At 59.0% G+C, this 19,352-nt stretch carries 15 protein-coding genes and 1 pseudogene; 4 read left to right on the forward strand and 12 right to left on the reverse strand.

The window, feature by feature from the left end; all coding sequences use genetic code 11:
* Positions 1–2 precede the first annotated feature (2 nt).
* The 4 genes from ACLHDD_RS08335 to ACLHDD_RS08350 form a co-directional block, all read right to left on the reverse strand.
* Positions 3–1,670: a ShlB/FhaC/HecB family hemolysin secretion/activation protein gene (locus tag ACLHDD_RS08335; protein WP_427103725.1), complete on the reverse strand. Its 1,668-nt coding sequence runs from the start codon at positions 1,668–1,670 to the stop codon at positions 3–5.
* Positions 1,671–2,045: 375 nt separating this feature from the next.
* Positions 2,046–2,201, reverse strand: a complete 156-nt coding sequence (locus ACLHDD_RS08340; protein WP_427103726.1) for a hypothetical protein — start codon at positions 2,199–2,201, stop codon at positions 2,046–2,048.
* A 134-nt stretch (positions 2,202–2,335) separates the two neighbouring features.
* Positions 2,336–3,448: a lactonase family protein gene (locus ACLHDD_RS08345; RefSeq protein ID WP_427103727.1), complete on the reverse strand. Its 1,113-nt coding sequence runs from the start codon at positions 3,446–3,448 to the stop codon at positions 2,336–2,338.
* Between the two features lie 173 nt (positions 3,449–3,621).
* Positions 3,622–5,031: an EmmdR/YeeO family multidrug/toxin efflux MATE transporter gene (locus tag ACLHDD_RS08350; RefSeq protein WP_313656151.1), complete on the reverse strand. Its 1,410-nt coding sequence runs from the start codon at positions 5,029–5,031 to the stop codon at positions 3,622–3,624.
* Between the two features lie 111 nt (positions 5,032–5,142).
* Here ACLHDD_RS08350 and ACLHDD_RS08355 point away from each other — a divergent pair, with 111 nt between their 5' ends.
* Positions 5,143–5,328: a hypothetical protein gene (locus ACLHDD_RS08355; RefSeq protein WP_427103728.1), complete on the forward strand. Its 186-nt coding sequence runs from the start codon at positions 5,143–5,145 to the stop codon at positions 5,326–5,328.
* Between the two features lie 152 nt (positions 5,329–5,480).
* Positions 5,481–6,935: an AMP nucleosidase gene (locus tag ACLHDD_RS08360; protein WP_427103729.1), complete on the forward strand. Its 1,455-nt coding sequence runs from the start codon at positions 5,481–5,483 to the stop codon at positions 6,933–6,935.
* Positions 6,936–7,920: 985 nt separating this feature from the next.
* Here the strand turns inward: ACLHDD_RS08360 and ACLHDD_RS08365 are convergent.
* Entirely contained in the window at positions 7,921–9,219 is a 1,299-nt protein-coding gene (locus ACLHDD_RS08365) for an NCS2 family permease (RefSeq protein ID WP_211278756.1), read from the reverse strand.
* A 422-nt stretch (positions 9,220–9,641) separates the two neighbouring features.
* Between ACLHDD_RS08365 and ACLHDD_RS08370 the strand changes: the two genes are divergently transcribed.
* Positions 9,642–10,385: a response regulator gene (locus tag ACLHDD_RS08370; RefSeq protein ID WP_427103730.1), complete on the forward strand. Its 744-nt coding sequence runs from the start codon at positions 9,642–9,644 to the stop codon at positions 10,383–10,385.
* A gap of 35 nt (positions 10,386–10,420) precedes the next feature.
* Here the strand turns inward: ACLHDD_RS08370 and ACLHDD_RS08375 are convergent, their stop codons facing one another.
* The 5 genes from ACLHDD_RS08375 to ACLHDD_RS08395 form a co-directional block, all read right to left on the reverse strand.
* The gene (locus ACLHDD_RS08375; RefSeq protein WP_427103731.1) at positions 10,421–10,555 is read right to left on the reverse strand and encodes a hypothetical protein; all 135 of its coding nucleotides are present in this window, start codon (positions 10,553–10,555) and stop codon (positions 10,421–10,423) included.
* Positions 10,556–10,636: 81 nt separating this feature from the next.
* Positions 10,637–11,320, reverse strand: coding sequence for a D-lyxose/D-mannose family sugar isomerase (locus tag ACLHDD_RS08380; RefSeq protein ID WP_427103732.1), 684 nt, complete (start codon positions 11,318–11,320; stop codon positions 10,637–10,639).
* Positions 11,321–11,363: 43 nt separating this feature from the next.
* Positions 11,364–12,302, reverse strand: coding sequence for an ABC transporter substrate-binding protein (locus ACLHDD_RS08385; protein ID WP_140916947.1), 939 nt, complete (start codon positions 12,300–12,302; stop codon positions 11,364–11,366).
* A gap of 90 nt (positions 12,303–12,392) precedes the next feature.
* Entirely contained in the window at positions 12,393–13,373 is a 981-nt protein-coding gene (locus ACLHDD_RS08390; protein WP_427103733.1) for an ABC transporter permease subunit, read from the reverse strand.
* Positions 13,374–13,383: 10 nt separating this feature from the next.
* Positions 13,384–14,898, reverse strand: a complete 1,515-nt coding sequence (locus tag ACLHDD_RS08395) for a sugar ABC transporter ATP-binding protein (protein WP_427103734.1) — start codon at positions 14,896–14,898, stop codon at positions 13,384–13,386.
* A 146-nt stretch (positions 14,899–15,044) separates the two neighbouring features.
* Between ACLHDD_RS08395 and ACLHDD_RS08400 the strand changes: the two genes are divergently transcribed.
* The gene (locus tag ACLHDD_RS08400) at positions 15,045–17,654 is read left to right on the forward strand and encodes an ATP-binding protein (protein WP_427103735.1); all 2,610 of its coding nucleotides are present in this window, start codon (positions 15,045–15,047) and stop codon (positions 17,652–17,654) included.
* On the opposite strand, the pseudogene phnE (ACLHDD_RS08405) reads toward ACLHDD_RS08400, so the two are convergent.
* Positions 17,608–18,491: pseudogene (gene phnE / locus ACLHDD_RS08405) on the reverse strand (phosphonate ABC transporter, permease protein PhnE). The gene ACLHDD_RS08400 and the pseudogene phnE (ACLHDD_RS08405) sit on opposite strands and share 47 nt — an antisense overlap.
* On the reverse strand, positions 18,488–19,348 hold the full coding sequence (gene phnE, locus ACLHDD_RS08410) for a phosphonate ABC transporter, permease protein PhnE (RefSeq protein ID WP_427103736.1): 861 nt from the start codon (positions 19,346–19,348) through the stop codon (positions 18,488–18,490). The pseudogene phnE (ACLHDD_RS08405) and the gene phnE (ACLHDD_RS08410) overlap by 4 nt, the downstream one beginning before the upstream one ends.
* Between the last annotated feature and the right edge of the window lie 4 nt (positions 19,349–19,352).

Here is a 19,352-nt window from a genome sequence, read left to right on the forward strand (position 1 = left end):
TTTTAGAAAGTGAGTCCAATACGTGCGTAAATGCTGAGGCGATCCGGGGCAAGGTAATCGGGATAGCTGACCGGGATGCCCAGAGACAGCTGCGTGGTCAGATGGGCGTTGCGGGTGCCAAGCCCCAGCGAACTGCCCCACAGTGTGCCGGCGGCATAGCGATCCTGTTTGTTGCTCTGCAGCCACCCTCCATCCAGGGCCAGCGTGGTACTGACTGCGCCAATGGCTGGCAGGGTAAACAGCGTATAGTTGAGCTCGTTGCGCAGGTAACCGCCCACATCGCCAGAAAGGTACTGTTCTTTGTAACCGCGTACGGAATTCTCACCGCCAATAGTCAGACGCTCGCTGCCATACAGTCGATCCGGCGACCACTGAGCGTATAAACTGCTCAGCCACCCTATTTTCTCTGTCAGCGGTCGCTGATAGCTGCTGCTGATGCTCCACTTGCGGAATTGCGCTTTGGGAAGATCGTCGCTTTTTCCGCTGTCGCTCTCCGCATCGAACCACGGCATTCCGTGACTCAGCATCGGGTTAAAGGTGGCAACACCTCCTGCGACTTTTTGGGTGTGGTTGAAGCCGAACTGCAGGCTGGTCAGTTTACGGCTGCTGCTTTGAAGCAGCGTCTGGTTCAGCCAGTTATGGCTGACATAATGGTTAAGTCCGACCTGAACACCGGTTTTGACCTGCCCGTTGCGGAACAGCACCCATGAACCGCTGAGACGATGAGAGATGTTATCGCCGTTGCTGTACCAGTCGAAATTATTGGCATTGAAGCGGCTGTGATAGTTGCTCCAGCTATAGCTGTAGTCCAGCAGCCCATAGCCATAAGGCACGCTGACACCCGCCTGGAAATTTTGCGCGTCACGCCAGTCACTGAACGCACTGCTGCGGCCGCCGCTGACAAACCAGCGATCGGCAAAACCCAGCAGGTCATTGCCCACCAGCAAGGCAGAAAGCTGACCGATGCCCGTGCTTCTCTGCCCGCTATTGTCCAGGTTCAGTCCCAGCGTCAGTGGGAATTCGGGTTTACTGGTCAGATTAACGATGGAGTAGCCAGGCTTCGTCGAAGGGATGATCTCAATCTGCACTGGCGTCGTGCGCAGACGGTTTATCTGCTCCATGCCCTGTTCAATATCGCGTAAATTTAAAATGCGCCCGGTATCCGACGGGAATGCCATTTTCAATTGATGTGAACGGGCACCCTGCAAACGAATCTCCTCCAGCCTGCCTTCCAGCACAGTAATAATTAATACGCCGTGGGACAGATTCTGTTCTGTCAGAAAAGCTCGGCTGGTGATATAGCCACGCTGGACATACCAGTCTGATATGTCGCGAACCAGCTGATTAATGCGTTCCAGGCTCAGGCACTGATTGATATAAGGCGCGATGAGTTTCGCCTGCTGAACCGGCGTAACTAAGGTTGCCTGTTGCAGGGAAATCTGATGAATATTGAAGCAGGGGCCGCGGGCAGACGCCGACCCGTTTTTTTGCAATTCAATTTGATGCGACTGTGTTAAGGCATCACGCTGCTGCTGATCCTGTTGCAGGCGCTGCTGCTGCAGATTTTGTATAATATCAAGGTCACCGGGCGTGACCGTCGCAGCCATGAGGTCGCTGATAAACAGACTGGCTCCGAAAACCAGCCACTTCCCTGTCTGAGGCATTTTCATCGAAGTATTAATGACGCTTATTGTAAATTTTTTGTAAGCACAGGCGTGCAGATTAACATCTTAATAATCAGAAGTTCCTTGTTGACGGCAAATAAAAATTCAAAATTAAAGAAAACAAAACTACCAGTAATTAATATTTATTTAAGCCAAATTGATAGCGGGAATATCACCTTCGCAGCACAGGGGCTTTCAGGGAGTGTTAAGAAAATGCATGTAATGAAGTTCTAAAGTCCCTGTTCGTCTGCATCAGATTACCTGTAAATATAAATATCTGAAGAATCTTGTGGGATAAAAATCAGCCAGGCACACCACGTTTCATAAATGAAAAAGGCCCGCCAGATGGCGAGCCTTTAACCGGATAATATACAATCACTGCTATTTTTCATGGTAGCGATGCACCGCCGGATAATATTCCAGTCCATAGAGCTGACTCAGCGGTAGCAGCAGTTCAGCGTTAATATCCTGTCCGGCTGCCTCTGTCGCAGAACCGCTCAACAGCTGTTCAAACCAGACTTTCAGTTTCTGTTTCATCTCAGGACCTCCGCTTCAGTTGATGCCCTGAGTAAACCCGCTTGCACGCCCCAACAGAACCAACAATTTCTGCGCTGCTTATCCCCGAAATGGCAAAGCGAATTCTGACTGGCTGAAGGCCCGCTTCCGGCTGACTACTGCGTAATCAGCGTCACCCAGTTCGCGCCTTTACCTGCTGGCGCTTCAGCGACCCGTGTGAGCGTGCCGCTGGCGGAATCGATGGCATAGCTTCCTATAACGGCGCTCTTCTCTCCGCTGACAATCAGCCATTTCCCCTGCGCATCAATCGCGATACTGCGTGGCTGTTTCTCGACTGGCCAGCTGCCCGTCAGGGTCAATTCTCCCGACGACTTATCGACCCGATAACCCGTGACGGTGCTGGAAGTGCGCTCTGTCACAAACAGAAACCGTCCGTCCGGCGTGATTTTAATATCTGCCGCCCAGATGCGCGGCGTGGGATCGCTGTAGCCCGCCGGGCGCTGCTCGCCATGCTGCAGGTTATATCGCTTTGCCACCGCATTGGGCCAGCGTTTCAGCTCCGTCAGCGAGCCGTCTGCCGCGCGCCGGAACTGGGTGATGGTGCCGCTCATCTCCGCGAGGTTATAGAGGAAACGGTTATCCGGTGAGATAACGGAATGCCGCGCACCGCTGTTCTTCTCACCCTGTACAAAACCGGTGCCCAGTGGCGTTATGACGCCCTCAGCACTGAATCGGTATTGCAGCACCCGATCTGCGCCCAGATTCCCGACATAGAGTGACTGATTGCTGACGTCGGGGATGACCGAGTGGGCATGCGGCCCGGTTTTCACCTCGCCGGTTACCTGAGTCGTTACCACGCCCTTGTCATCAATCCGATTGCTGGTGACGATATCGCTGTCATAGGAGGCGGCAAGCAGATAGCGCCCGCTCTTGTCGGTTGTAATCCATGGAAAGCTGGCTTTAACTGGCGCCACCGCCAGTTTCTGCAGTTCACCGTGTGGACGCGTCACGCGCCAGCTGATGATTGCGTAAGGCGGCGAGCGCAGCGCGCCATAAAGATGTTTACCATCCGGGCTGGCCGCCAGCGGCATAATCTTTTTCCCGGCGGGCGTATCGCCCAGCCACAAGAGGCTTCCATCGTTCTCGCTGAGCTGATAGCGGGAAACCGTACCGGATTCCGCATTCGACACATAAACCAGGGTTTTCGCCCACAGTGGAGTACTGCACAGCAAAGGCAGCAGTGCCAGCGCCGGTATAAAACGGGTCATAGAATCACCTTGATAAGTTGAGTCTGCGCATGTGCGCAGCAGGTTTTACGCTAACCCGGTGAGAGGCAGCTGGCTTTATGCAACTGCCTGAGATTGTATGTAAAAGTCTGGCGTTGTGACCGAACAGGCATTTATAGGGGGCCTTCCTCTGTCGCCAGAGGAAGGGTCAGGCACTAACCGGATTTCTCGATCATTTTCTGATAGCGGTTGAGCCATTTGCCACTGTTGAGCCGCCACCAGAAGAAAATTCCGCGCACCGTCCAGTCCAGAAACATCCCGAGCCAGACGCCGGTCACGCCCATGCCAAACTGAATGCCGAGCAGATAACCGACCACCACGCGCGCGCCCCACATGCTGAACATCGACACATACATGGTATAACGCGCATCGCGTGCGCCCTTGAGCCCGGCGGGCAGCACCCAGGAGGCGGCCCACAGCGGCATAAACAGTGCATTCAGCCAGAGCAGATGTTTCGTCACGTTAATCACTTCCGGATCGCTGGTATAGAAACGCGCCAGCAGCCCGGCCAGCGGTACCGTTAACAACGCAATGGCGCTCAGACAGGCTGTTGCCAGCCAGAAAACATGCCGCACCTGACGCTCCGCCTGAAACACCTGATTTCTGCCCAGTCGGGTGCCGGTAATAATGGTCGACGCCGACCCCAGCGCGTTGCCTGGCAGGTTAATCAGGGACGCTACCGAAAAAGCGATAAAGTTACCGGCAATCTCACTGGTGCCCATGCCCGCGACAAAAACCTGGGTCAGCAGTTTACCGCCGTTAAACAGCACCGACTCGATACTGGCAGGCACGCCGATTCCCAGCACTTCCATCAGGATGCTGCTGTTCCAGCGCCGGAAGTAGCTCGACAGCGTGATTTTCAGTGAGGCGTTAAAACCGATCATCAGTACATAGATCACCGCAATCGCCCCGATATATCGGGTAATGGTCAGCCCGAGTCCGGCCCCGATAAAGCCTAAACCATCCCATGAGAAGCAGCCGTAAATCAGCACGCTGCTGATGATGATGTTAAGGATGTTCATGCCACCGTTAATCAGCATCGGGATTTTGGTATTGCCTGCGCCGCGCAGCGCCCCGCTGCCGATCAGGGTGATGGCGGCCGCCGGATAGCTCCAGGCGGAGGTCTGCAGATAGCTGAGCGCCAGCGCTTTGACTTTAGGATCTGCGGCACCGGCTATCGCATCGACGATCAGATGCCCCCAGAACTCAATGGCGATCACCAGCACAAAGGCGAAGATTGTCATCATAGCCAGCGACTGACGCGTAGCGGCTCGCGCCCGCTTACCGTTACGTTTGGCCAGGCTGAACGCCACCACGACCGTCGTCCCCAGATCAATAGCGGCAAAGAAAGAGATGATCACCATGTTGAAGCTGTCAGCCAGGCCCACGCCCGCCATCGCCTCTTTGCCCAGCCAGCTGACCAGGAAGGTGCTCAGCACGCCCATTAACAGCACACAGGCGTTTTCGAAGAAGATAGGCACTGCCAGTGGCGATATTTCACGCCAGTAGAGCGTGCGATAAGTGCGGCGTTTTGGATACCACGCCGTGCGCCTGATCGCCTGCATCACTGTTACGCCGGGATTTTGCAAAGGATTACCAAATCAGAAGAGACAGACGAGATCTTATGATGATAGGCGTCAGAGAAATATGCAAAGTCTTTGCGGTGGAAATTAATCATGGTTACAAACTTTTTATCCGCGTATCAGCAGATTCTGTTGCAGCGCCCCGCCAGCTTTAGCCAGCCTGATTATTTGCTGGCTGTGGCTGTCTATCGCCCGGCGCTGATCCTGCTGCGAATAGCGTATCCTGCAGCGGTATCAAAGGGCATTTCCTTTTTTTATAATAAATTTTTACTTAACTGATTTTTGCAATTCCTTTTCTGTCGTCGCGCCATATTGCTCACATAACGCACGACACCAGCACAAAATAAAAGCAGCGAAATATTCTTCACCAATCCCGGTAACAAACCCGCTAAGCTTGGGGCAAATGACGGAAAAAAATGGAAGGAGAAACCATGCCAACACAACGGAAAAACCTGACCAGCCAGCAGGCGCTGGATGAACTTGAACGTCTTTACGAAGGTGCTGTTGAGGCGCTGCGTAAGGCAATCAAAGCCTTTACGGAAAACGGCACGCTGCCCGATGCTGAACAGCGGGCACAGGGGCTCTTTGTTTATCCGGAACTGCGTATCACCTGGCACGGCGAAGGGCCGCAGCAGAACCGCACGCGCGCCTGGGGACGCTTTACCCATACCGGCAGTTACAGCACCACCATTACCCGCCCGGCGCTGCTGCGTCACTATATTGCGGAACAGCTGGCAATGCTGGAGAAGGAGTATCAGCTGGAGATTGACGTGGTGCCATCCAGCCAGGAGATCCCCTATCCTTATGTGATTGACGGTTCCGATCTCTCCCTGGACCGCACCATGAGCGCCGGTATTGCACGTCATTTTCCGACCACCGAGCTGTCACAGATTGGCGATGAGACGACCGATGGTCTGTTCCACGCAGATGCCCAGTTCCCGCTGTCTCACTTCGATGCGCTGCGAACCGACTTTTCACTGGCGCGTCTGCGTCATTACACCGGCACCAGCGTAGAGCACTTCCAGCCGTTTGTGCTGTTCACCAACTACACCCGTTATGTCGATGAGTTTGTGTGCTGGGCCATTGAGCAGGTGCGCGATCCCAATACCCCTTATGACAGCCTGGCCTGTGCCGGTGATGTGGTGCTGACCGCTGACACCGCCGACAGTGAATCGATGCTGTCGGATCTGGCGTGGAAGAAGCATCAGATGCCTGCCTGGCACCTGACGTCGCCGAATCGCCGGGGTATCACGCTGATTAACATTGGCGTCGGCCCGTCGAATGCCAAAACCATCTGTGACCATCTGGCCGTGATGCGTCCGCACGCGTGGCTGATGATTGGTCACTGCGGCGGCCTGCGCGAGAGCCAGCGGATTGGTGATTATGTCCTGGCGCACGCCTATCTGCGTGACGACCATGTGCTGGACAGCGTACTGCCGCCTGACATCCCGGTTCCAAGCATCGCCGAAGTGCAGCGCGCGCTCTATGACGCTACCAAAGCGGTGAGCAATATGCCAGGCGAAGAAGTAAAGCAGCGGCTGCGTACCGGCACCGTGGTCACCACGGATGACCGCAACTGGGAGCTGCGCTACTCCGCATCGGCGCTGCGCTTTAACCTGAGTCGTGCGGTCGCGGTGGATATGGAAAGCGCTACCATTGCCGCACAGGGCTATCGCTTCCGTGTGCCTTACGGCACGCTGCTGTGCGTTTCTGATAAACCGCTGCACGGCGAGATCAAGCTGCCGGGGCAGGCAAACCGTTTTTATGAGGGCGCGATTTCGGAGCATCTGCAGATTGGCATCCATGCCGTTGAGCTGCTGCGTGCCGAAGGCGATAAGCTGCATTCGCGTAAGTTGCGGACGTTTAATGAGCCGCCTTTCCGGTAAGATTTTCGCTGCTGGCTTAGGGAAATTTGTTCGCTGCGCGAACGGGGCTGAGGAGGTTTCGTTCGCCTGACGGCAGGTGCATTTGCTGCGAGAATCTGGCTAGGAGAGTGTTTCGTTTGCCTGCAGTGGTTTTACGCTGAGCGGGTTTCGTTCGCCTGACGGGCCGGGCAGTTTCAGGCCCGCCTCTGCGGGCGACCGACAGGGGGCCGCCAGTCGCCGCGCCCCCCTGACCCCGGGCTCCGGCCTGCATCACCGCCGCTTCGCGGTCCCTTCACGCCTTCCGGATTTCTCACGGACCGGCGGGACGCGCCCTCCCTGGCGCGAACCCGCCTCTTCGCGACATCCCTGTCGCTCGTCCTGAAATCCCCTATCCGTTCAGCGGTTCTGACGGCCTCCCTCCCCGCTGTTATTTCTGCTCTTAATGTCTGGTCTTTTATCGCGGCAGGTGTCCGGGCTTCCCTGACTTACTGGCTTAATCACAGGCAACCCCTTTTTTGCATGTATTCGTCATTTTGTCTTTTTATTCAGGGCCTTTCCGGGAACAGGGCTTGCTAAAAGGCTGTCAGATAAGGCTGCACGCCAAAAACATAATGAACTTACAGGCGGGGGTGGAAGAGGCGTCCACAGCGCCGGGGAACAACCGCAGGCCAGGATGAGCCGACAGGACGTCGGCGAAAGGACGGCACGCGCCAGGGAGGGCGCGTCCGGGCGGTCCGCAGGCCGCAGGGCGTGACGAGGGCACCCCGCAAAGCGGGGCGCGGAGGCCGCCGGACGCCGGGATTGTTAAGGGGCGGGCGTCCGCCCCCTGACGCGTCCGCCCGCACGGGCAACCTGAAACTCCAATGCGCCTGGCGGACGAAACCCGCTCAGCGCAACGGCGCCGCTATCAGCCCTTCCCTGACAACCCGCTAAGCGAAACCCACTCAAAGCCACTTCGCTGCGCAGCAACCCCTTTGAAACGCCCTACCCTGCCCCCGGGCAATAATCAGGCGCTCAGCCATCCCAGCTTAATCACGAACAGAATCGACAGGATCACCAGCGCCGCATTCACCTCTTTCGCACGACCACTCAGCAGCTTGACCAGCGTCCACGTGATGAAACCAAACGCGATGCCGTTCGCGATGGAATAGGTCAGCGGCATGGTCAGTGCAGTCACTGTTACCGGCGCGGCGGTGGTGATATCTTTCCAGTCAATCTCGGCCAGACCCGATGCCATTAATACTGCCACAAACAGCAGCGCAGGCGCGGTGGCATAGACAGGTACGCTTGACGCCAGCGGCGAGAAAAAGAGCGCCAGCAGGAACAGCACGGCGACCACAATTGCCGTCAGACCGGTACGGCCACCCGCACTCACACCCGCTGCCGACTCCACATAACTGGTGGTGGTCGAGGTGCCCAGCAGTGAGCCAAACAAGGCTGCCGCACTGTCAGCAATCAACGCACGGCCCATTTTCGGCACGTTACCCTGCTCATCCGCCAGTCCGGCACGTTTGGTTACGCCCAGCAGCGTACCGGTGTTATCAAACACGTCCACGAACAGGAAGGCAAAAATCACACTGACCAGACCGACGTTAAACGCGCCCGCGATATCAAGCTGCATAAAGGTTGGCGCAATCGACGGCGGCGCAGAGAACACACCGGCAAACGGCGTCAGGCCGATGCCCATCGAAATAAAGGTGACCAGCAGAATACCAATCAGCACTGCACCGGTTACGCGACGCGCTTCCAGCACCACGATGACGATAAAACCGAGCATCGCCAGCAGCGGACCGGGTTTGGTCAGATCGCCAATGCCGACCAGCGTTGCCGGGTTATCAACAACAATGCCTGCACCTTCCAGCGCAATAATCGCCAGAAACAGCCCGATACCCGCGCCAATCCCGGCGCGCAGCGGCAGCGGAATACTGGTAATAATCCACTCACGGATTTTAAACAGCGACATCGCAAAGAAAATCACTGCCGAGAGGAAAACGGCGCCCAGCGCCACCTGCCATGTATAGCCCATGTGCAGTACGACAGTGTAGGTAAAGAACGCATTCAGTCCCATGCCCGGTGCCAGCGCAATCGGGTAGTTGGCGATCAGCCCCATCAGCACGCAACCAATTGCCGCCGCCAGACAGGTGGCAACAAACACCGCGCCTTTATCCATGCCGGTTGCGCCCAGAATGCTCGGGTTAACGAACAGAATATATGCCATCGCCAGGAAGGTCGTGATCCCGGCGATAATCTCGGTCCGGACCGTGGTGTTGTGCGCTTTGAGTTTGAATAGTTTTTCTAACATCATCATCTCTCGATACAGGAGACAGCCGTCTCTCTTGCCAAAGGGGTTTGCATGCTGATTATTCTGTTTCCGGGAAAGGGAGAGCGGCCGCTGCATACTGACAAGCCGATATCGCCTGACATCCGTGACTAACCCACTGCCAAAAGCAATTGCCATGCCATCTTCCGACGCAATCGATTACCTGGCAGGGCCGGAGAAGCCTGAGACAATTCCGAGCCAAAACGAGGCGCGATTATGGTGCAATGCACCGTTCCTGCGCAATCGTTTTCCTGCGACTGATATGGACTGCCTGAAAACTCTGCGTCAGCGCACGCTTCTGCACTCTCACAGGCGAAGCTGGTCACGTTTCAGCACGCTTACCAGGCAACCTTTTCTGGCCTGTGTAGACTCCTGAATTAACTCTTTTGCAACATTGAGGCCGCGCCATGAAGCCAGCGATTTTAGTGGTGGATGATGATCCTGCCGTCTGCGATGTCCTGCAGGATGCGCTAAGTGAACATCTGTTGACGGTTTATTGCTGTCACCAGGGACGCGATGCGCTGTCAATGCTCAGCGAACACCCGGACATTGCGCTGGTGATGCTGGATATGATGCTGCCTGACACCAACGGTCTGCTGGTGCTGCAGGAGCTTCACCGTCAGCGGCCGGAAGTGCTGGTGATTATGCTTACCGGTATGGGATCGGAAGCGGAGATGGTCGTGGGTCTGGAGATGGGCGCAGATGACTACATCGCGAAACCCTTTAATCCCCGCGTGGTCGTGGCGCGTGCCCGGGCGGCCCTGCGGCGCAGTGAGCGAACGGTGCTGGCCGACCCCGGGCAGGCGGGCTGGCGGTTCAGCGGCTGGCAACTGGACGATGAACGCTGCCAGCTGTTTAATCCGCAGCGTGAACTGGTGCCGCTGACGCAGGGCGAATACAGCCTGTTACGGGCGCTGATTCGTCATGCCCGTAAGGTGCTGACCCGCGATCAACTGCTGGAGCTGACCCACAGCGAGAGCCTTGACGTGTTTGACCGCACCATCGATGTGCTGATCATGCGGCTGCGCCGGAAAATTGAAACCAATCCCCATCAGCCCGATCTCATCCGCACCATCCGCGGACTGGGCTATGTTTTCTCGGCTGACGTGGTCAGGCCGGAAATTGCGCCGCGCGCCAGCCAGATCGCCTGAGTGGTGCCGCCGGGCCCTTTAGCAGTCCGGTGTTCTTACTCATCAAGCGTTCTGCCATAGACGCGCGGCACCAGATCCACCTGTGCCGCGCCGCTTTCGATCACCGCAAGAATGGCCGAAGCAACCCGTTCCGGGGCGTGTGCGAATGCGGCGCTCTGCTCACTTGCCACCACCCGCCCGCAGCATAAGAAAAATGAGGATGTCCGCTCCCGGATACCCCGCGAAGTCATAATCAGCGTCCGGCACAGGGGTCAGGCAAAGCCGCGGGCGTAGTCGTTACAGAGCAGCCAGCGTGGCGCTTCGTCTTCGTCCAAGGGATTAAATCGGGCCAGCGGCGTCAGAAAGACGTTGTCATTTTCGTCATCGTTGGGCATCGACACTTCGCCCACCAGCACGTCGCCATAGCCGCGCTCTCCCCAGAAGCTGTGCCAGACGCCCGCCTCCAGCGTTACGCTTTCACCCGGCGAGAGCCGCAGCTGTGAACCCGCGGCGTGCGTCTGACGCTGCCCATCCAGCGATACCGCAACCGGCGAATCCGCCAGCCCGTCCCCCTCGCGGTTATGTAGCTCGACGATCAGATTCCCGCCGCCGCGGTTGATAATGTCTTCCATCTTGCGCGGATGGTAGTGCATCGGCGTGAGCTGCCCTTCACGGACGTGCATGATCTTCTCAGCATAGGGTTTATGCCAGGGACGTCCATCCGGCGAGCCGTTGCGCAGGGTAAACAGCGTCAGCCCGGTCTGCAGAAAATCTGCTGCACCAAAGCTGGTGAGATCCCAGCCCAGCCGCAGTGCCAGAATCTCCTGCATCGCCTCCGGATCACGGGCGCGCCACTGGCTCAGGCCGTAGTCGGCCCACGGCGGCAGATGGACATCCTGCTGCCGGAAAAACTCGCGGGTCTGTTGCAGGTAGTGATTGACCGCTGAACGTTGCATGATGGCCTCCAGAGGGCGGCACCCGGCGGTGCCGCCGCGTTCCTTATTTCACCGTCCAGCCCTGATAGCTGCCGACGTTATCGCGATCGATCAGCTTGACGGGGATTAATACCGGTTTATCCGGCGCCGGTTTGCCCTGCAGGATGTCATAACCTATCTCTACCGCTTTGGCCGCCATCACCTGCGGATCCTGAGCCGGTGTTGCCACAAACAGGGAATTTTTACGCTTCAGTGCCTCTTCACCATCCGGCGACCCATCGACGCCCACAATAAAGAATTCGCTGCGCTGCGCCTGTTTCGCCGCTAAATCGGCACCGATAGCCGTAGGGTCGTTGATCGCAAACACCGCATCGATTTTGGGATTTGCGGAGAGCAGCCCGGTCATCACCTCCAGACCGCCTTCACGACTGCCTTTGGCGTTCTGGTTGTAAGAGAGCAGCTTGATCTCAGGATGAGTCTTCAGCTCGTTCATGCACCCTTCCACACGGTTCTGCACTGCCGAAACCGGTGGCCCGTTGATGATCACCACATTGCCTTTGGCCTTCAGGCGGTCCGAGATATATTTACAGGCCATCGCGCCCGCCTGGGTGTTGTCAGAGGTGATGGTCGCATTGGCGCCATCGGCCGCCACGTCCACCGCCACCACCACGATCCCGGCGTCACGCGCCCGCTTCACCGCTGGCGCGATTCCTTTTGAATCCGCGGCGTTAAGAATAATCATGTCAACTTTCGCCGCAATGAAGTTGTCGATCTGGCCAACCTGCTGGCCCAGATCGTAGCCGCTGGAAACCAGCGTCACGTTCACCTTATCGCCCGCCAGCTGACGCGCCTTCATCTCTGCGCCTTTGGTGATCTGCACGAAGAAGGGGTTAGCCAGATCGCCGACCGTGACGCCGATAGATTTAAGTTCTTTTGCCTGAGCGAGGCCGGAACTGAAGAGCGTTGCCGCCAGCAGCCCGGTTACAATCGGATTAAAACGCATAGACCTTCTCCTGCTGTTTTCAGAGTGCCAACCACTAAATGGCGTTTGGACCGGGGCTGATGCGGATGTGCGCACCCGCCCTGTTAAATCTCAGCTCACATGATGACGGGTACGGTATTTGTCGATCAGCACTGCGATGATGATTACCGCTCCCTTAATCACCAGCTGCCAGAAATAGGAGACGCCCATCAGCGTCATGCCGTTATTCAGTGTGGCGATAATCAGCGCGCCGATCAGCGTGCCGGTGATGGTGCCGATCCCCCCGACAAAACTGGTGCCGCCGAGGATCACCGCCGCAATCGCATCCAGCTCATAACCGACACCCAGGTTTCCGTTGGCGCTGTAAAGGCGTGAGGCGCTCATTAAGCCGCCCAGCCCCGACAGCAGGCCGCTCATGCCATAGACAAACAGCAGCACAACGCTCACCTTGATGCCGGTCAGCCGGGCCGCCTGGATATTGCCGCCGACCGCGTAGATATGGACGCCCAGCGTGGTGCGGCGCAGGATGAACCAGCAGATGGCGATGACCGCAAAAGCGATCACAATCAGCCACGGCACCGGCCCGAGATAACCGTTGCCGATCCATTCAAAATTAATATCGGAGTTGATTACCGTGGTGCCATTTGCCAGCAGATACGCGGCGCCGCGCAGCGCGGTGTAGGTGCCCAGCGTCACAATAAAAGGCGGCAGTCCAGCCCAGGCGACCAGGATGCCGTTGAACAGCCCCATAATCAGACCCGCGCCCAGCGCCATCGGGATAGTCAGGGAGGCGAGCATCGGGTCGAGCGATGCCACCAGCGCCACCACCGCCGTCGTACCCAGCATCGACCCTACCGACAGATCGATGCCGCCGGTCAGGATCACAAAGGTCATGCCTGCCGCCAGCACGATGTTGATCGACGCCTGGCGGGTAATGTTGAGCAGGTTCGCTTCGGTAAAGAAATTGGGGGTGATGAAGCCAAATACCGCGACAATCAGGATCAGAATCGGCAGGATCCCTACCGTCTGCAGCAGATCGCCCATCAGGGCACGTTTCAGCGTCGGGGCTTTAGTGCGGGCCAGTTGAGTCATCGTGGTCTCCTTAAATTTCGCTGGCTGACGCGCTGTGCGCACCGGTCGCCAGCGTCATAATATTTTCCTGACTGATGTGACTGCCCTCCAGCTCACCGACGATGGTGCCTTCATGCATCACGTAAACGCGGTCGCTCATTCCAACCACTTCCGGCAGCTCACTGGAGATCATCAGAATCGCTACGCCCTGTCGCGCCATCTGCTGCATCATCCGGTAGATCTCGCTTTTGGCTCCGACATCGACGCCACGGGTCGGCTCATCCAGGATCAGAATGCGCGGCCCAATCGCCACCCAGCGCGAGATCAGCAGCTTCTGCTGATTACCGCCAGACAGCCCGCCAGCCCGGACCTGGGCGTGCGGCACACGGATATTCAGCGAGGCGATCGCTTCACTGGCGATGCTCTGGCCTTTGCGGCGGTTCAGCATCCCGTAACTGGCGTCCCGCTCCAGCGTCGCCATCACAATGTTCTCCTGTGCCGCCATCTCCAGAAACAGCCCCTGCTCTTTGCGGTTTTCGGTGAGGAAGCCGATGCCGCGTGCAATCGCGTCGCGCGGCGACTGGATGGTGACCTTCTCGCCGTCTATCCAGATCTCGCCCTCCTTCGGCTTGTGAACCCCGAAGATCAGCTGCGCCAGTTCGCTGCGCCCTGCGCCCACCAGCCCGGCCAGCGCCACGATCTCGCCGGCCCGCACCGCCAGACTGCTGGGATGCACTTTGCCGCCGTCGGTCAGATGATTGACCGCCAGCCGGATATCACCGAACGCAATGGTGCGATCTTTGTTAAACAGGTCGCTGAGCGGCCGTCCCACCATCATCCGCACCAGTTCGCTGGCGTTGAGTTGTTCGCGCGTCAGGCTGCCGACATACTCCCCGTCGCGCAGTACGCTGACGCGGTCAGAAAGCTCATACACTTCCGCCATGCGGTGGCTGATATAGATGATGGCCATGCCTTCGCTGCGCAGGCGTTTAATCAGGGCAAAAAGCTGCTCGGTTTCCCGGTTAGAGAGCGCGGCGGTCGGCTCATCCATCACCAGAATGCGGCTGTTGCGCTGCAGCGCACGGGCAATTTCCACCTGCTGCTGCTCGGCGATGCTTAACCGACTAACGAGATCCCAGGCGCTGAACTGCGCGCCGAGCCGGTCGATGACCCGCTGCGCCTCCTCCGCCATCGCCCGCCGTCTGACCAGCCCGCCCGGCGCGATTTCGCTGCCCAGAAAGATGTTTTCCGCCACCGTCAGGTTGGGTGCCAGATTTATCTCCTGGTAGATCAGCGTGATCCCGGCGGCCAGCGCCTCTTTCGGCCCTTTCAGGGCGTAAGGCTGGCCCTCAATCAGAATTTCCCCGCTGCTGGCGGTATAAGCACCGGCCAGAATTTTCATCAACGTGCTTTTTCCTGCCCCGTTCTCTCCCATCAGCGCGTGGACCTCGCCGGGCCAGACCGTGAGATCGACGCCTTTCAGGGCATAAAAACTGCCGAAGCGCCGGGTAATGCCCCGCATTTCCAGTATGGGTCTGGCTGTCATCGCCTCGCTCCTGTCGACTGTGGATAGCCGCAGTAAAGCAGCGCCAGATAAATGGAAAATGTCAGCCGCCGTTCACATTTGTCATAAAGCGCGGCCTGGCCACTCCTATACTCGCCCCACTGTTGCCGTGATAAAGAGGTCGTGGGATGCAGCACAGTTATCCGTGGCAGGCCGGGGCGCGTGGGCGCCTGCTGCTGTTCAATCTGCTGGTGGTGCTGGTCACACTGATGGTCAGCGTGGTGGCAATTGTAGGCTTCCGGCATGCCGGGACGATTCAGGAGCAGGCTCAGGCGCAGACACTGGCAGACATGAACGGCAGCCTGGCGCTGGCGCGGGACACGGCTAACGTCGCAACGGCGGCGGTCCGGCTGTCGCAGGTGGTCGGGGCGCTGGAATATCAGAGCGAATCGCAGCGGCTGCAGCAGAATCAGCAGGCGCTGCAGCAGTCCCTGAGCCTGCTGGCCAGCGCGCCGCTGGCGGCCCGTCAGCCCGAGCGCCTCGCCCGGATCCGAGCGCGCAGCCTGATGCTGGAACAGACCATCAACCGCCTGCTGCTGACCGGCCATCAGCGCCACCTGCAGCGTAACACGATGCTGAGCGACCTCTGGCAGGCACAGATTCTGCTCAGCCATATCAGCCTGCTGGTACAGCGTGAGCAGCAGCCCTTGCCGGATGCTGCGCTGCGCCAACAGACTGAACGGCTGATAACCATCGCGATCCGCACACCGTCGCCCATCGCGGTCATTGAGCAGCTTCAGCAGTTAATGACCGCGTGGCGCGCCGTGCCGCTGGCTGGCGTGACCGGCGAAAAAGTGCAGCGGCTGCTGGAAACCCAGCAGCGTCTGCTGCCGCTGGCAGAAGCGCTGGAGCAGAGCGATCTGGCGATCGCCTACGCCACCTATCGGATCAAGGCACTGGTAGCAATGCTGAATGATGATATCAGCGCCTCGGTGCAGCAGGTGGCGCAGCAGAGCGAGGCGCGAACGCTGGCCACCCATCGCGAGCTGGATTCAATCATCGGGTTTATCGCGCTGTTTGTGCTGCTGGCGCTGGCGATCACCGGCTATGCCGGGATCTATATCTACCGCAATCTGGGGTCAGGCCTGACGGCGATTGCCGGTGCAATGACGCGTCTGGCACAGGGCGAGCAGAACGTCAGCGTACCGGGGGTACAGCGCCGCGATGAACTGGGCGAACTGGCGCGCGCCTTTAACGTCTTTGCGCGCAATACCGCCTCGCTGGCGCACACTTCGCGGCTGCTCAAAGAGAAAAGTAACCAGCTGGAATCAACATTTCTGGCGATGCGCGATGGTTTTGCCCTGTTCGACAACGGCGGTCAGCTGGTGGTGTGGAACGCTCAGTATGCGGAGCTGCTCGGCATTGCGCCGCGCGCGCTGCATCGCGGCGTCCACTATCAGCAGCTGCTGTCCCCGCTGGCGGTGGATCTGCACGATCCGGGCGAGCCGCAGGAGATCCGGCTGGCCGATGGCCGCACGCTGGAGCTGCGCTTCAGCCCGATTCCGCGCCGTGGCATGGTCAACACCGTTCTGGATCGCACCTCGCGGAAAACCCTGGAAGAGGCGCTGCAGCACAGCCAGAAGATGAAGGCGGTCGGGCAGCTGACCGGCGGGCTGGCGCACGATTTCAATAACCTGCTGGCGGTGATTATCGGCAGTCTGGCGCTGACCGAGGGCCAGCTGATGCCCGGCCCGCTGGCCAGCCGGATTGAGCGGGCGCGTCAGGCCGCCGACCGCGCGGCCCAGCTGACCCAGCGGCTGCTGGCCTTTTCACGCAAACAGGCCCTCTTCCCCCGTTCGGTGTCGGTGGTGACGCTGGTGGATAACCTGCAGGGGCTGTTACAGCACTCCCTGCTGCCAGGACAGCAGCTGATTATTGATGCGCAGCGTCCCGGCTGGCCCGCCTGGATTGATGCCGGTCAGCTGGAGAATGCGCTGATCAATCTGGTGGTCAACGCCCGCGATGCAATGCACCAGCAGAGTGGCGACATCCGGCTGCGCATCTGGAATCAGCGGCGGACAGAGGGGACTGAAAAACGTGACAGCGTCACAATCGAAGTAATCGACCACGGCTGCGGCATGTCAGCCGCCGTGCGCGAACAGGTGTTTGAACCGTTTTTCACCACCAAAGCGACCGGCAGCGGCAGCGGCAGCGGACTGGGACTGTCAATGGTTTATGGTTTTGTGCGGCAGTCGGGCGGACAGATCGAACTGGAAACCGCGCCCGGCCAGGGCACCACGGTCAGGCTGCTTCTGCCGCGCGCGGCGGAAACCGCTGTGACGCCAGCGATCGCCCCGCCCCCGCCTGCGCCCGATGAGGTCGGCAACAACCGGCTGGTGCTGGTGCTGGATGATGAACCGGCGGTGCGCCAGACGCTGTGTGAGCATCTGCATCAACTGGGTTATCTGACGCTGGAGTGCGGTGATGGTGAAGAGGCGCTGGCGCTGCTGCGCCAGACCCCCGATATTGACCTGCTGATTAGCGACCTGATGCTGCCCGGCGAGATTAACGGTGCGGAGGTGATTCGCCAGGCGCAGCAGAACTGGCCGCAGCTGGCGACGCTGCTCATCAGCGGTCAGGACCTGCGCCACCAGCCGGTAACGCTGCCGCTGTGTGAACGGCTGGCGAAACCCTGGCAGCAGACTCAGCTGATAGAGGCGCTGCAGCGCGCCTGGCAGCGCAGCGAGCGGCTTAACCGCGCGCGGCTGGCTGCCACAGTGGCACCGGCGTCCCGCTGATGTAACGTTTACGCAGGCGGCTGGAGATCACATCCATCACCATCACCACCACCACCAGAATCAGCGTCAGGAACATCACCACATCCCAGTTCCACAGCCGCATGTTTTCGGCATAAACGAGGCCGACCCCGCCTGCGCCGACGAAACCCAGCACTGCCGCCGAGCGGGTATTGGACTCGATCTGGTAGAGGCTCAGCGCCAGAAACTGCGGGAAGGACTGGGTGAAAATGCCGAACCGGTGCTTCTGCAGGCTGTTGGCGCCGACGGCACTCAGCCCGCGTCCCGGCGAACGCTCCACCGCTTCGTGCCCTTCGGCGTAGAGCTTACCGAGCAGACCGACATCCTGCAGGATAATCGCGAGCACCCCGGCCAGCGGCCCCATCCCGACCGCCCGGACGAAGATCAGCCCCAGATCGCCATGTCGATGCCGCGCAGCACGTCGAACAGACGCCGCATCAGGAACGCCAGCGGTCTGGCGGCGCGGTCGTGCATCACGTTTCGCGCCGCCAGAAACGACAACGGCAGGGCCAGCAGTGAAGCAGTCAGCGTGCCGGCAAACACGATCCCCAGGGTGATGCCGACCTGAGACAGATAGTAGCCAAAGGGCCAGCTGGCGAACTCATGCCAGACAAACATCCGCAGAAAATAGTGTCCCAGCTGCTGGCAGCCCGCCAGCAGACGCGACCACTCCAGCCCGAACACCGAGAAGAAAAAGAGGTAGTAGAGCAGCACCGCCAGCGCGATCAGCGCCAGGCGGCGCAGGTAGCGCGGTTGCGCGGCGAAGAGTGCGCGATGCTGCTGCTTCATCTGCGCGATATCGGGTACATGGCTGATCATGCGCGATCTCCTGTCACCCGGCGACGAAGCTGGCCGGATAAGGTATCCAGTAATGACACGACAATCAGGATCAGCAGCAGCGTGATGCTTACCTGATCGTAGCGGTCCAGTTTGATATTGGTCATCAGCTCCTGACCGATTCCACCTGCGCCCACCAGGCCCAGAATGGTCGAGGAGCGGAAGTTAATCTCCAGTCGCATGAAGCTGTAGGAGAGAAAAACCGGCTTAACCTGCGGCCAGAAGGCGAAGCGCATCCGCTGCAGTTTGCTGGCCCCACAGGCCGCCAGACCGCGCACCGGCTTATCGGACGCCGACTCGATCGCCTCATAAAACAATTTGGTCAGGCTCCCCACCGTGTGCAGCGCCAGCGCCAGGAAGCCGGGGATGGCGCCGATGCCAAACGCCATCACAAACATCACCGCCCACGCCAGCTCCGGCATGGTGCGCAGAAAGGCGACGAACGCGCGAATCGCCAGCCGCACGCTGGCCGGCGTCTGCGTATTGTCGGCGGCGAAGAACGCCAGCACCGCCGCCACGCCCACCGCCACCAGGGTCGAGGCCAGCGCCAGCTGCAGGGTTTCCCAGATCAGCGGCAGCTGAATGGGTAAGCGGTAGCCCCAGTACGCCAGCGAGCCTTCAGTTTTACCGTCGGCAAACAGCAGCGGCAGATGCAGCACCGGCAGGATCTCATGCAGATAGTCGAAGAAGTGCGGCAGCGACTGCCAGACGGTGAGCAGATTAAACTCGGCGACCCTGCCCGCCGCCAGATAGAGCGCCACCAGCAGCAGTGACCAGATCAGCGTGTCACGTTTCTGCTGACGGCGGATGCGCTGGTAGTAGTGTTCGAATTCGGTCAAAGGA

The sequence above is a fragment of the Pantoea sp. NSTU24 genome (assembly GCF_050157905.1).
In the GTDB taxonomy this organism is placed as follows: domain Bacteria; phylum Pseudomonadota; class Gammaproteobacteria; order Enterobacterales; family Enterobacteriaceae; genus Pantoea.